We start from the raw sequence: 14,054 nt of genomic DNA, 5'->3' as shown, positions 1-14,054 counted from the left end.
TTATTGTGTAAATGTTTGTTAAAAATTCGTTATATTAAACGAAAACAGTACAAAACTACTATAATTAAAAGAGTTTTAGCTACATTTAATTAATAAAATAAGTATTCATCTAAATATATTCATTATGAAACTAAAATATATAAATCTTAACCTAAACCAATTATTAATGCTACTAACAACTAGTTTAGTATTGGTTTCTTGCGGTACATATCAAAGTGCTTACAATGATGATGGTATTTATGGTAATGACTTAGCGGATAATGAGAATAGAAAGGTTATCTATGTTGATCAAGATGGATATGATGATTACAATGATAATTATTTTTTAAAAAAATTAAATAGTTTAGAAAATGTAGATAATAATGATGTTTTTACAAATGTTGATAATTACAATTCTGTAGACACAATTTATATTGATGAAGCAGATATTGATGAAACTTTAAACTACAAATCAAACCAACCTTGGGGGCAAAACAGTAATAACGATGTAGCTGTAAATATAAATGTAATAGAAAGTCCTTATTGGAATAATTATTACGGCTATAATTACTATGATACTTGGGGTTATAGAAACTGGAATTATAGAGGATATGTTTGGAACCATAACCCCTATTGGCATCCTTACCATAATTATTATGCATGGAGTGTAGGTTTTTATTCTCCTTATTACTACCAACCTTATCATTATGGTTACGCTAACAGATATAGAAACTACAGTAACAGGTACACAAATAATACCTATAGAAACAGTACTTACGGAAGAAGAACAACTAACAATAGTACATATAGAAAAAACAGTACCGTTAATTCAAGAAGTGGAAACACCACAACCAGCAGAAGAAGAAGTAGTACCATAAGTAGACAACCTACAAACACTACTAGCAGAAGAACTAGCACAACAACATCACCAAGAAGAAGCTCTACTACAACCACAAGAAGAAGCAGTTCTACACGAAGCAGTAGTTCTACACGAAGCAGCGGAACTAGAAGTAGCTCTAGTACAAGAAGAAACAATAGTGCAAGCGTAAACAATAATACAAGTACTAGAAATAACAGGCAAGTTGTAGTTGTAAGAAGATCATCAACACCTTCTACTACTAGAAGTTCTAACTCATCTACAAGTAGAAGCACTAGTAGAACTACCCCTACCAGAAATACAAGTTCTTCTAGAAGTACACCAACAAGAACCAGTACCTCTAGCAGAAGTAACAATACATATACTCCATCTACAAGAAGCTCTTCTTCAACTAGGTCATCATCAACAAGAAGTACTCCTACTAGAAGCTCTTCTACAAGAAGCACACCAACTAGAAGCAGTAGTTCTAGTAGCTCCTCTTCATCTAGAAGAAGAGGATAAAAAAGTTTTAAATCTTTAAAAGGCAACAAATAAATATTAGTATGAAAAAAATTATAGCAATAGCTTTCTTATTAACAGCAACAGCTATGTCTTACGCTCAATCTTTAGGTTACCAAGATTTAGGTATTTTGTTTTCTAAAAATGACGACAATGGTTCTGCTCGATTTACGTCTATGAGCGGTGCTTTTGGAGCTTTAGGAGGAGATGTTTCTGCAATGAGTATTAACCCAGCAGGTATTTCGGTCTTTAATAATAGTGCTTTTACAGGAACATTAAATTCTAGAAATTCAGATATTTCTGCAAGTTATGGAGACGCCAACTTTAATGATAGAAAAAAAACAACAGCTAATAATAAATTTTTTAACCTTTCTCACGCTGGTGCAGTATTAGTTTTTGATAGTGCCTACAAATCTGATTGGAATAAATTTACAATTGGTTTTAATTATAGAATTACTAAAGATTTTGAAAATAGTTTCTCTGCACAAGGTAATGAAGCTGTTACTAGATTTGACACAAATCCACGTGATCCAAACACTATATACAATTTCACAGATGGTCAGCTATACGATACAAATTACAACGGAGAAACAACAGAGTTAAACATCGCTTTTTCATCAGTACACCAGAACAAGCTATACGTCGGTTTAGGTCTTAATTTCTATGATTTAAACTTCACTCAAAAATCTGTTTTAACTGAATTAAATAGCGATGAAGACGGTAATATTCTAGACGTAGAGTTATATCAAGAAAATTTCACAACAGGAACAGGCTTCTCTGCAAATGCCGGTTTTATTTATAAAGTGAATCAAAGTTTTAGATTTGGCTTAGCTTACCAAACACCAACTTGGTATACAGAGATCTTACAAGACACAAACTACAATCAAGATAGTAATATTGATGTTGGAGAAACAGCTTTTTTTCCTGATGAAGTTTTTTCCTTTTCAGAATATAATGATCGTCAACTTATATCTTATAAACTAAAAACACCTAGTAAATTAACAGCAAGTGCTGCTTTTATTTTTGGAAAAGATGGTTTAATAAGTATCGATTATATCAACAGAAACTATCAAAACATAAAATTATCTAACGGGAATTTTACAGTTGAAAATGATTTTTTTGAGAGTAATTTAAAGAACACGCATTCTTTTAACATAGGTACAGAATGGCGTTTAGATAGATTTAGTGTAAGAGGTGGTTATAAATTTGAGCAAGCCCCTGACGAATTTGCTTTAGACTCAGATAATTTAAAAGGATACTCTTTAGGAGCAGGTTACAACTTTGGTAATATAAAACTAGACCTTTCTTTTAGTGACAATAGTAGAACAAGCGTTTATAACTTTTATTCAAACCTTAACACAAACGTAAATCCTGCAGAATTACAAATAGACAATAAAACAATAACAGCTTCGATTTCTATAAATCTATAATTTAAAAATCGAAATAACTATTTTTACAATACCTACAAGTTTTTTTTGTAGGTATTGTTGATTATAAAAACAATAATTACCAAAAATACAAGCCATTTTAAAACCTTGTAGGATATTTACAAAAAACAATTCTATCTCCCTTTTTTCCCTTAATTTTGCAATTCAATATTTTAGCACCATGCAAGACGTAAAAATTACAATTCAAGAAACTACAAATAATACCATTATAAAATTTAATACCAATCAAATTTTAATAAATGGAGGAAGCTATGAGTATAATAATATAGATGAAGCTAAAAACTCACCTTTAGCTCAACAATTATTTTATTTACCTTTTGTAAAAAAGATTTTTATTACCGCAAACTTTATTGCCGTACAACGTTATGACATTTTAGAATGGATAGACGTACAAGAAGAAGTTAAAGAACAAATAGAAGCATACTTAAAAGAAGATGGTGTTGTTGTAAACGAATCTCCAGCTTCTAAAAAAGAAGCAATAGAAGTATATGCAGAAGTTACCCCAAACCCTTCTGTAATGAAGTTTGGAAGTAGCAAATCTTTAACACAAACAGATGTTGAATATAAAAACATAGATGAAGCAAGTAAATCATCACCTTTAGCACAAGCTATTTTTAACTTCCCTTTTGTAAAAGAGGTATTTATTTCTGATAATTATGTTTCTGTTACCAAATACGACATGGTAGAATGGAGTGATGTTTACGCAGAAGTAAGAACTTTTATACGTGAATATTTAGTTTCAGGAAAAACAATCATTAAAGAGCTACCTACAGAAGAAAAATCAACATCAGAAAATAAAGTAGCTGAGCCACAAGTACAATTAGAAGGAATTTCTGCACAAATTTCAGATATTTTAGACGAATATATTAAACCTGCAGTTGCAAGTGATGGAGGAAACATAGCTTTCCGTTCTTATGATGAAGAAAACAAAGTAGTTCGTGTAGTCCTACAAGGTGCATGCAGTGGTTGCCCATCTTCTACCGCTACTTTAAAAAACGGAATAGAAAGTTTATTAAAAGAAATGTTACCAAATCAAATTAACGAGGTAGTAGCAATTAACGGATAATAAAACTTCCTTTTTCCAATCGGATATTTTCCGGAAGCAAAAAACGAAACCTAAGGTTACAAGGAAATAAATAATATTAAAACACAGTTACTCATGCTGCTAATTCTTCCATAGAGGAAGATTAAGATGGGATTTTTAATATGTCAGCAGAAAAAATAAACCCTTACAAAGATTCTAAACTTGGAAAAAAAGAGCAAGTTGCTCAAATGTTTGATAATATTTCTGAAAATTACGATGGATTAAACAGAGTAATTTCTTTAGGAATTGATGTTAAATGGCGTAAAAAAGTGGTGAAAATTGTTGGGAAAAACAATCCAAAACAAATTTTAGACATCGCTACAGGTACAGGTGATTTAGCTATTATGATGGCAGCTTTAAACCCAGACAGAATTGTAGGTTTAGATATTTCTGAAGGAATGTTAGAAGTAGGAAATCAAAAAATTGCCAAAGCCAATCTATCTGATAAAATAGAAATGGTTGTTGGTGATTCTGAAGAAATGCCTTTCCCTGACAATACTTTTGATGCAATTACGGTTTCTTTTGGTGTTAGAAATTTCGCCAATTTAAACAAAGGTATTAAAGAAATCGCTAGAGTTTTAAAACCAACTGGTGTTTTAGTTATATTAGAAACCTCTAACCCTACAAAGTTTCCATTTAAACAAGGTTATAAATTATACACTAATTTGTTTTTACCAGTTGTAGGTAAATTATTTTCTAAAGATAAAGTGGCCTATTCTTATTTATCAGAATCTGCAAATTCTTTTCCTTTTGGAGAAGCTTTCAACAATATTTTACAAAAAAATGGGTTTACACATACAGAAGATACACCAGTAACTTTTGGAGTTGCTACAATTTATACTGCAAGTAAATAATGATGAGTAAGAAATTTATAATATTCGGTTTTTTCCTTTTAACTTCCATCGCTTTTTTTGCGCAAAGAGATAAGGTAGAATACCTACCTACTTTTGATCAAAGAAAAATACATTATGGTTTTTACCTTGGTTTAAATCAGAATGATTTTAAGTTTAGTTACAATAACAAATCCGGAGTACCAGATGCAAACATAACAGTAGAACCTTCTGCCGGTTTTAATGTTGGTTTAATTGCAGATTTACGTTTACATAAAAACGTTAACCTACGTTTAGAACCCGGTTTAATGACCAACTCTAAAAAACTATATTTCAACCACCTCTCTACCCCACAAGACAGCGTTAGAGAAGTAAGTTCTACTTATTTGCACGTCCCTTTAATCTTTAAATTTAGTACCGATAGATATAAAAACATTAGACCTTATGTGTTAGGAGGAGTTTCTTACAACTATAACTTTTCTAGTAATGAAAATAATTCTGATGATAATTTCGCGAATCAATTTAGAATGAAAACTCATAACTTTATGTATGAAGTAGGAGTTGGAATTGATATTTACTTATACTATTTTAAATTTTCTCCATCTATACGAGGAATATTTGCATTACCTAGTGAAATTAAATATGACAATCCTAGTAGTGGTACAAGCCCTTGGACAGCGCCTGTAAATTATATGGGGACTCGTGGTGTTTTTCTAAGTTTAGCTTTTGAGTAGCTATTGGTTAATTGTACTCTAAAAAGATATAAAGGAACATATTTAGCTCCTTTACTATAAATAACTACAACTAATAACTTCTTTTAAATTCACTCAACAAAATTGCAGTAGCTGTAGCTACATTCAGACTTTCAGTTTCTTGAGTTTCTCCAAACCTTGGAATAGAAATTTTATGAGTAATTAAATTTTTTATTTCATCAGAAACACCATTTGCTTCATTTCCCATTATTAAAATACCTTGTTCTGGCAAACTTGTTTTATAAACATTTTCACCATCCATATCTGCTATAAAGGTTGGCTTTGGGGTCTCTTCTAAGTATTTAAACAAATCTACATAACGGATAGATACCCTAGTTAAAGACCCCATACTTGCTTGCACTACTTTCTGGTTGTAACAATCTACCGTATCTGTAGAACAAATTAATTCAGATACACCAAACCAATCACATAATCGAATAATAGTACCTAAGTTACCCGGATCATTTATAGCATCTAAAGCCACCGTTAAACCTTTATTTACATCCCGTTTATTTTCAGGGATTTTAAAGATACCTAAAGCCTTATTTGGCGTTTTTAAATTGCTAATTTTCTTTAAGTCAGCTTCAGATACACGAACTATTTTTTCTTCTGAAACATCCGAAGAGAAATCATCCGTACAAAAAAGGGTTTCAAGTTCAAATGAAGAGTTTAAGATTTCTTGCACAACTTTTATACCTTCCGCTATAAATAATTTATGCTTTTGTCTATACTTTTTTTGAGATAAACTTGTTATTAATTTAAATTGATTTTTTGAGATACTCATTAATTGATTGTAATTGGATATAAACCGCCGAAAAATACTATTTTTGAATTTGATAGCACTGCTAAATTAATGAAAAAACTTTCTTTATCATTTTTATTCTTACTCCTTTTAGTTTCATGTAATTCTACAAAGCATGTTGCGGAAGGTAAAAACATGCTTACTCAAAATTATATTTATGTAGATAGTGTAAAAAATAAGAGTAGTGATATCCAAAAATACATTCTACAAAAACCAAACCCAAAGTTCTTAAACTTACCTGTTGGTTTATATTTTCATAATATAGGTAACCCAAACAACCCTAAAACACCTTCTAAATGGGGAGAAAAAAATCCTCGTTCTTACAACTTTATTAAAAATGTTTTTTCAGAAAAACAAAGTATTGCATACGCAAAAACTTTTATTGGTTTAAATAAATGGTTTTTAAATTACCAAGGACCTGTTATTGTTAGTGAGGGAAAAGTAAAAAACACAGAAAAAAATCTATTAACTTATTACAAAAATCAAGGTTATTTTAAATCGATAGTAACATCAGATATAAATAGAGATTCAATTAGCAAAAAAGCCACCGTATCGTATAGAATAAGTAAGGGGAAGCCAACTCTTTTAGATACTATTAATTTCAAAATAGAGTCATTAGTCTTAGATTCAATTTATAAAAGCTCTAGCACACCATCACTCTTAAAAACAGGAAATCAATACAACGATAAAACTTTTAGAAATGAAGCAAGTAGAGTTTTAAAACTATTTAGAAACAATGGTATTTATAATTTTACAGAATCTGCTCTAGGTTTTTATTTAGACTCTACAAGAACGGATTATAAAACCAATGTAGATTTCTTAATTTCTGGAAACAGATTAAAAGAAACAAACGGAATTTACGTAAACTCACCTTATAAAGTACAAAAGGTGACTGAAGTAAATGTTACTACAGATTATTCTTTTACAAGAAAAGGAGAAACACCATTAGACACTTTAAAGTATGATGGAATTAATTTTTTAGCTCACCGAAAAATTAAATACAATCCAAAATACTTATCGCAGTCAATATTTTTAAAACCAGGTAGTATCTATAAAGATACTTTAAGGAATTTAACAAGAAATGATTTAAAGTCTCTTAAAAATTTTAAATCTACAAAAATAGAATTTAATCAAATTTCGGGTACAGATGATGAACTTAGAATGGATATTCTTTTAGCTCCTATAGAAAAATATACTTTAGGTTTAGAAACAGAAATAACACATTCTAATATTAGAAATATTGGTTCTTCTGCTAAATTTTCTATCACCAATAGAAATGCCTTTAGAGGTGCAGAATTATTAAAACTATCTTTTTTAGGCTCATATTTTAATTCAAACAGTGGTCCTGGTTGGGAAATTGGAGCAGATGCTTCTTTAGAAATACCAAGACTTCTTGCTCCTTTTGGTTTAAATAAATTGGTTCCTAAAGAAATGTCTCCAAGAACCCTATTCTCTGTTGGATCTAGCTTTCAAAAAAACATAGGTTTAGATAGGCAAACATTTACATTCTTATCTGATTATAAATGGCAGTACAATGCTAAGAAAACAATTCAATTAGAAGTTTTGAATACGCAGTACATACAAAACTTAAACATTAGTAGTTATTTTGATATTTATAGCTCAGAGTTTTCTAACCTAGATGAAGTAGCAGAGGCTTATGATATTGCAAACAACATTACAACAAACCCCAACTACCCTCTTTCTACAGATATCGCGACTCAAGTACCTGAAGCATTCGCTTTCATGAAAAAAGTATCTGATGATGATAGCTTTAAAGCCACCAATTCAGACGAATACAATACTGCTTTAAATATTTTAAATAGGTATAATATAGTAACATCAGATTTTTTAATACCTGTTTTAGCTTACACATATACCTACAATAACCAATCAAATTTTAGTGATAATAATTTCTCATTCTTTAAAATAAGACTTGCAAATTCTGGCAATGCTTTAGGTTTATTATCTAACAAAACAAATGTAAATAACAAAAAAACACTTGCAGATATACCTCTAGCACAATATTTTAAAACAGATTTAGAATACAAGAAATTTTGGGATCTAGGCGGTAACTCTGTTTTTGGAATTAGAACTTTTTTAGGAGCAATAATTCCTTACGATAATTCAGACATACCTTTTACAAAAAGTTATTTTGCAGGGGGCTCTAATGATATTAGAGCATGGCAAACCTATGAACTAGGTCCAGGAAGCAGAAACACAGGGCTAGAATTTAATGTAGGAAGCCTTAAATTTTTAACCAGTGCAGAATACAGATTTGATGTAGTTAGCAAATTAAAAGGAGCATTATTTATTGACGCTGGAAACATTTGGGACATAACCGGTTCTGATTTTGTTGACGAAGAATCAAAATTTAATAATTTATCATCACTAGAAGATATTGCCGTAGGTTCTGGTTTTGGAGCAAGGTTAGATTTTAGTTTTTTAATTTTACGTTTAGATGTTGGCTTTAAAACATACGAGCCATATTTAAATGGCAATAAATGGTTTAAAAACTACAACTTTGCCAATGCTGTATACAATATAGGTATTAACTACCCCTTCTAAATCAGGAATAAAACCTATAACGTTTTCGTTATTTTATGCTTACATTCAGCCGTATTTTTAGTACTTTTGAGGAGTAATTAATGATTAAAATAAACAAACATGAGTCATAATATAAAGCCAGGTGTTGCAACTGGATCAGAAGTTCAAGATATTTTTAATTTTGCAAAAGAAAAAGGATTTGCTTTACCAGCAGTAAATGTTATTGGATCTAACACAATTAACGGTGTTTTAGAAACGGCAAGAGATTTAAACGCTCCTGTAATTATTCAGTTTTCTAACGGTGGTGCACAATTTAACGCAGGAAAAGGTTTATCTAACGAAGGTGAAAAAGCTGCCATTGCAGGTGGTATCGCAGGAGCAAAACATGTACATGAATTAGCAGTTGCTTATGGAGTTCCTGTTATTTTACATACAGACCACTGTGCTAAAAAATTATTACCTTGGATAGACGGATTATTAGATGCTTCAGAAAAACATTTTGAAGAAACTGGTAAACCTCTTTATAGCTCTCACATGATTGATTTATCTGAAGAGCCTTTAGAAGAAAACATTGAAATTTGTAAAACATATTTAGCTCGTATGAGTAAAATGGGTATGACTTTAGAAATTGAATTAGGTATTACAGGTGGTGAAGAAGATGGTGTTGACAATAGTGATGTTGATGAGTCTAAATTATACACACAACCAGAAGAAGTTGCTTATGCTTATGAAGAACTTTCTAAAGTAAGTGATAAATTTACAATAGCTGCAGCTTTTGGAAACGTACATGGTGTTTATAAACCAGGAAACGTAAAGTTAACTCCAAAAATCTTAAAAAATTCTCAAGAATTTATTACTAAGAAATATGGTGTTGAAGAAAATCATATCGATTTTGTATTTCATGGAGGATCTGGTTCTACATTAGAAGAAATTAGAGAAGCTATTGGTTACGGTGTTATTAAAATGAACATTGATACTGATATGCAATATGCTTTTATGAGCGGAATTAGAGATTACATGGGAGAAAAAGCAGATTACTTAAAATCTCAAATTGGAAGCCCTGATGGACCTGAATCTCCAAACAAAAAATATTACGACCCAAGAAAATGGTTACGTGAAGGTGAAGCTACTTTCATTACACGTTTAAAACAAGCATTTTCTGACTTAAACAACGTAGATACTTTATAAGAGTTATCTTTAAAATACTTTTAAAAAGCACTTTGATTAAAATCAAAGTGCTTTTTTTATGAGTTTAGAGATCAAAAAGGATACTTTTAAGAAAAAACTTTTACATTTGCGGTTCTAATTTTATTTACATAAATTTAGAAATAACCTAAAACAAAACAACTAGTATGGCTTGGTTTAAAAGAACGGATAAAGGAATACAGACTTCTACAGAAGATAAAAAAGACACTCCAAAAGGGTTATGGTACAAAACACCTAGTGGAAAAATAATAGATACAGAAGAATTAAAAAGAAACTTATATGTAAGTCCAGAAGATGGATATCACGTAAGAATAGGTAGTAAAGAATATTTCGAATTATTTTTTGATGAAAACAAGTTTAAAGAGTTAGATGCAACTTTAACCTCTAAAGATCCTTTAAAATTCGAAGACACAAAAAAATATCCAGATAGATTAAAGGCTGCACAAGAAAAAACTAAATTAAACGATGCTGTAAGAACAGCTGTTGGGTTGTCTTTAGGAAAAGAGATTGTAATTGCAGCGATGGATTTTGCTTTTATAGGTGGATCTATGGGATCTGTAGTTGGAGAAAAAATAGCACGAGCTATCGATTACTCTATTAAAAATAAGATTCCTTTTTTAATGATCTCTAAATCTGGAGGAGCAAGAATGATGGAAGCTTCTTTATCTTTAATGCAATTGGTAAAAACATCTGCAAAATTAGCACAATTAGCAGAAGTTAACATTCCGTATATTTCTTTATGTACAGATCCTACAACAGGTGGTACCACTGCATCTTATGCCATGCTAGGCGATATTAATATTGCAGAACCAAATGCATTAATAGCATTTGCAGGACCAAGAGTTGTAAAAGACACTACAGGTAAAGACTTACCAGAAGGTTTTCAAAAATCTGAATTTGTTTTAGAACATGGTTTCTTAGATGCAATTTACGAACGTAAAAATTTAAAAAAACAGATTAATTTGTATATTGATTTAATACAAAACATACCTGTTAGAGCATAATTTAAAATATCCTTACAAAGGGTTTAAAAACAATTAATCTACTGATTTTAAACCCTTAAACAGATTACGATGTATCTTACAAAGAGCTAAATAATGTGTATATTTTCCTATCTCCAATTAAAAAAATAATCATATCTTTGCAGCTTCAATGAAAATATCATTGATATACATAATAATCATTTAAATAATATTGGAATGTATTTAACTAAAGAAGTAAAAGAAAGCATCTTCGAAAAACACGGTAAAGGAAAAAACGATACTGGTTCTTCAGAAGGTCAAATTGCATTGTTTACACACAGAATTAACCACTTAACTGGGCACTTAAAAAATAATCGTAAAGATTACAACACAGAGCGTTCATTAGTAATGTTAGTAGGTAAGCGTAGAAGTTTATTAGATTATCTAAAAAAATCTGATATTTTAAGATATCGTGCAATTATTGCAGAATTAGGAATTAGAAAATAATTCTTATAGAAAAGAGGGGCTATAAATGTTCCTCTTTTTTGTTTTTAAATTTTAAAGCATTGCTTTAGAATTGCTTTAAAAATAGTAAAAGGTTATTCTCGTAAAAACGAGGATGAAAAAAGTATTAAATTCTGACTAACAAACAGAATCTATATAAAAAAGGTTGAATTAGATTGACCTCATTCCTGCAAAGGCAGGAAAAAAAATCAAAAATAGTAACAGCATTTTTGAATTTCCATTGCAACAACGTACAACAACACAACAACAAACAAATTAAAAATTTAGAATTAAAATTTATGATTCCAAAAGTATTTAGAGAGGTAATAGACCTTGGAGACGGAAGAACCATCTCATTAGAAACCGGTAAATTAGCGAAACAAGCGCACGGTTCAGTTGTTGTTCAAATGGGAAAAGCAATGTTATTATGTACTGTAGTTTCTAACTACAAACAAAGTGACGTTGATTTTTTACCACTTACAGTAGATTATAGAGAAAAATTTGCGGCTGCAGGTCGTTATCCTGGAGGTTTCTTTAAAAGAGAAGCAAGACCAAGTGATGGTGAAGTATTAACAATGCGTCTTGTAGACCGTGTTTTACGTCCATTATTTCCAAAAGATTATCACGCAGAAGTACAAGTAATGATCCAATTAATGTCTAATGATGAAGACGTTATGCCAGATGCATTAGCAGGTTTAGCAGCATCAGCAGCTATTCAATTATCAGATTTCCCTTTTGAATGCCCAATTTCTGAAGCAAGAGTTGGAAGAATAAACGGTGAATTTGTAATCAACCCTAACAGAGCACAATTAGCAGAATCTGACATCGATATGATGATTGGAGCTTCTGCAGATTCTGTAATGATGGTTGAAGGTGAAATGGATGAAATTTCTGAAGAAGAAATGGCAGATGCAATTAAGTTTGCACATGAAGCTATTAAAGTTCAGTGTGCTGCTCAAATAAAATTAGCAGAAGCTTTTGGTAAGAAAGCAACAAGAGAATATCAAGGAGAAAGAGAAGATGAAGAATTAGCTGCAAAAATAAACGACCTTACTTACGATAAGTGTTATGCTATCGCTAAAAAAGGAACTTCTAAAGTAGAACGCACAAATGCTTTTGCTGAAATAAAAGAAGAAGTTAAAGCTGCTTTTACAGAAGAAGAATTAGCAGATTACGGAGATTTAGTTGGTAAATATTTCAACAAATCTCAAAAAGCTGCAGTTAGAGAATTAACTTTAGCAGAAGGTTTACGTTTAGACGGACGTAAAACTACAGATATTAGACCAATTTGGTGTGAAATAGATTATTTACCATCTGTGCATGGTTCTGCGATCTTTACTCGTGGAGAAACTCAAGCTTTAGCAACAGTTACTTTAGGAACATCAAGAGACGCAAATAAAATAGATATGCCATCTTACGAAGGTGAAGAAAATTTCTATTTACATTATAACTTCCCTCCTTTTTGTACAGGTGAAGCAAGACCATTAAGAGGAACATCTCGTAGAGAAGTTGGTCATGGTAACTTAGCGCAACGTGGATTAAAAGGAATGATTCCTGCAGATTGCCCTTATACAGTAAGAGTTGTATCAGAAGTATTAGAATCTAACGGTTCGTCTTCTATGGCAACTGTTTGTGCTGGTACAATGGCTTTAATGGATGCTGGTGTACAAATGATAAGACCAGTTTCTGGTATTGCAATGGGATTAATTTCTGATGGAGATCGTTACGCTGTTTTATCTGACATTTTAGGTGATGAAGATCACTTAGGAGATATGGACTTTAAAGTAACTGGTACTTCTGAAGGAATTACTGCTTGTCAAATGGATATTAAAGTAAAAGGTCTTTCTTACGAAATTTTAGTGAATGCACTAAAACAAGCTCGTGAAGGTCGTTTACATATTTTAGGTAAAATTACAGATACGATTGCAACTGCAAACGGAGAAGTAAAAGCGCATGCTCCTAAAATGATTAACAGACGTATTCCTAATGATATAATTGGTGCATTTATTGGACCAGGAGGTAAACATATTCAAGAATTACAGAAAGAAACAGGAACTACAATTGTAATTACTGAAGATGCTGTAACTGAAGAAGGAATTATCGAGATTTTAGGTACAGACCCAGCAGGAATAGAATTAGTTATTGCTCGTATCGAGTCAATGCTATTCAAACCTCAAGTTGGTAGTGCTTACGAAGTTAAAGTAATTAAAATGTTAGATTTTGGTGCTGTAGTAGAATACGTAGAAGCTCCAGGAAACGAAGTTTTATTACACGTAAGTGAATTAGCATGGGAACGTACAGAAAATGTAACTGATGTTGTAAACATGGGTGATGTTTTTGATGTGAAGTACTTTGGTTTAGACCCAAGAACTCGTAAAGAAAAAGTTTCTAGAAAGGCATTGTTACCAAAACCAGAAGGTTATGTAGCAAGACCACCAAGAGATGATAAACGTTCTGGTGGACGTGATAACAGAAGCAGAGATAATCGCGGACGTGACGATAGAAAACCTAGAGAACCAAGAAAAGAAGAATAATTTCTTTTTTAAATTGATATTAAAAATCGCCAAT

At 31.2% G+C, this 14,054-nt stretch carries 11 protein-coding genes; 10 read left to right on the top strand and 1 reads right to left on the bottom strand.

What is annotated here, in order from left to right; genetic code table 11:
• Positions 1-124 precede the first annotated feature (124 nt).
• The 5 genes from WG945_RS13010 to WG945_RS12990 all read left to right on the top strand — a co-directional run bounded on the left by WG945_RS13010 (position 125) and on the right by WG945_RS12990 (position 5,450).
• Positions 125-1,357, top strand: coding sequence for a hypothetical protein (locus tag WG945_RS13010; RefSeq protein WP_157603595.1), 1,233 nt, complete (start codon positions 125-127; stop codon positions 1,355-1,357).
• A 41-nt stretch (positions 1,358-1,398) separates the two neighbouring features.
• Positions 1,399-2,784, top strand: a complete 1,386-nt coding sequence (locus WG945_RS13005) for an OmpP1/FadL family transporter (RefSeq protein WP_068449451.1) — start codon at positions 1,399-1,401, stop codon at positions 2,782-2,784.
• 178 nt (positions 2,785-2,962) lie between these two features.
• Positions 2,963-3,868 carry a NifU family protein gene (locus WG945_RS13000; RefSeq protein ID WP_068449452.1) on the top strand — a complete coding sequence of 302 codons (906 nt, stop codon included), beginning with the start codon at positions 2,963-2,965 and terminating at the stop codon, positions 3,866-3,868.
• 140 nt (positions 3,869-4,008) lie between these two features.
• Positions 4,009-4,740 (top strand): bifunctional demethylmenaquinone methyltransferase/2-methoxy-6-polyprenyl-1,4-benzoquinol methylase UbiE, encoded by a 732-nt coding sequence (gene ubiE, locus WG945_RS12995; protein ID WP_068449453.1) that lies wholly within the window; start codon positions 4,009-4,011, stop codon positions 4,738-4,740.
• Positions 4,740-5,450 carry a porin family protein gene (locus tag WG945_RS12990; protein WP_282072722.1) on the top strand — a complete coding sequence of 237 codons (711 nt, stop codon included), beginning with the start codon at positions 4,740-4,742 and terminating at the stop codon, positions 5,448-5,450. Before ubiE ends, WG945_RS12990 begins: the two co-directional genes overlap by 1 nt.
• 70 nt (positions 5,451-5,520) lie before the next feature.
• On the opposite strand, the gene WG945_RS12985 is transcribed toward WG945_RS12990, so the two are convergent.
• Positions 5,521-6,252, bottom strand: a complete 732-nt coding sequence (locus tag WG945_RS12985; RefSeq protein ID WP_068449455.1) for a TrmH family RNA methyltransferase — start codon at positions 6,250-6,252, stop codon at positions 5,521-5,523.
• Positions 6,253-6,321: 69 nt separating this feature from the next.
• On the opposite strand from WG945_RS12985, the gene WG945_RS12980 reads away from it, so the two are divergent.
• From WG945_RS12980 to WG945_RS12960, 5 genes are all read left to right on the top strand, one after another.
• The gene (locus tag WG945_RS12980) at positions 6,322-8,835 is read left to right on the top strand and encodes a BamA/TamA family outer membrane protein (protein ID WP_068449587.1); all 2,514 of its coding nucleotides are present in this window, start codon (positions 6,322-6,324) and stop codon (positions 8,833-8,835) included.
• 99 nt (positions 8,836-8,934) lie between these two features.
• Positions 8,935-10,002: a class II fructose-bisphosphate aldolase gene (gene fbaA, locus WG945_RS12975; RefSeq protein ID WP_068449456.1), complete on the top strand. Its 1,068-nt coding sequence runs from the start codon at positions 8,935-8,937 to the stop codon at positions 10,000-10,002.
• A 164-nt stretch (positions 10,003-10,166) separates the two neighbouring features.
• A complete protein-coding gene (accD, locus tag WG945_RS12970) occupies positions 10,167-11,024 on the top strand; it encodes an acetyl-CoA carboxylase, carboxyltransferase subunit beta (protein WP_068449457.1) in 858 nt (285 codons plus the stop codon).
• A gap of 195 nt (positions 11,025-11,219) precedes the next feature.
• Entirely contained in the window at positions 11,220-11,489 is a 270-nt protein-coding gene (gene rpsO, locus WG945_RS12965) for a 30S ribosomal protein S15 (RefSeq protein WP_068449458.1), read from the top strand.
• Between the two features lie 296 nt (positions 11,490-11,785).
• Entirely contained in the window at positions 11,786-14,020 is a 2,235-nt protein-coding gene (locus WG945_RS12960) for a polyribonucleotide nucleotidyltransferase (RefSeq protein WP_068449459.1), read from the top strand.
• Positions 14,021-14,054 lie beyond the last annotated feature (34 nt).

The organism is Polaribacter atrinae (genome assembly GCF_038023995.1).
GTDB lineage: Bacteria > Bacteroidota > Bacteroidia > Flavobacteriales > Flavobacteriaceae > Polaribacter > Polaribacter atrinae.
Note: the sequence above shows the minus strand (reverse complement) of the source record. Positions and strands in the feature narration are given on the sequence as shown.

Excerpts from the sequence above, each read along its gene's own strand:
- WG945_RS13010 (WP_157603595.1), top strand. The coding sequence starts at position 125 with ATGAAACTAAAATATATAAATCTTAACCTAAACCAATTATTAATGCTA.
- WG945_RS13005 (WP_068449451.1), top strand. The coding sequence starts at position 1,399 with ATGAAAAAAATTATAGCAATAGCTTTCTTATTAACAGCAACAGCTATG.
- WG945_RS13000 (WP_068449452.1), top strand. The coding sequence starts at position 2,963 with ATGCAAGACGTAAAAATTACAATTCAAGAAACTACAAATAATACCATT.
- ubiE (WP_068449453.1), top strand. The coding sequence starts at position 4,009 with ATGTCAGCAGAAAAAATAAACCCTTACAAAGATTCTAAACTTGGAAAA.
- WG945_RS12990 (WP_282072722.1), top strand. The coding sequence starts at position 4,740 with ATGATGAGTAAGAAATTTATAATATTCGGTTTTTTCCTTTTAACTTCC.
- WG945_RS12985 (WP_068449455.1), bottom strand. The coding sequence starts at position 6,252 with ATGAGTATCTCAAAAAATCAATTTAAATTAATAACAAGTTTATCTCAA.
- WG945_RS12980 (WP_068449587.1), top strand. The coding sequence starts at position 6,322 with ATGAAAAAACTTTCTTTATCATTTTTATTCTTACTCCTTTTAGTTTCA.
- fbaA (WP_068449456.1), top strand. The coding sequence starts at position 8,935 with ATGAGTCATAATATAAAGCCAGGTGTTGCAACTGGATCAGAAGTTCAA.
- accD (WP_068449457.1), top strand. The coding sequence starts at position 10,167 with ATGGCTTGGTTTAAAAGAACGGATAAAGGAATACAGACTTCTACAGAA.
- rpsO (WP_068449458.1), top strand. The coding sequence starts at position 11,220 with ATGTATTTAACTAAAGAAGTAAAAGAAAGCATCTTCGAAAAACACGGT.
- WG945_RS12960 (WP_068449459.1), top strand. The coding sequence starts at position 11,786 with ATGATTCCAAAAGTATTTAGAGAGGTAATAGACCTTGGAGACGGAAGA.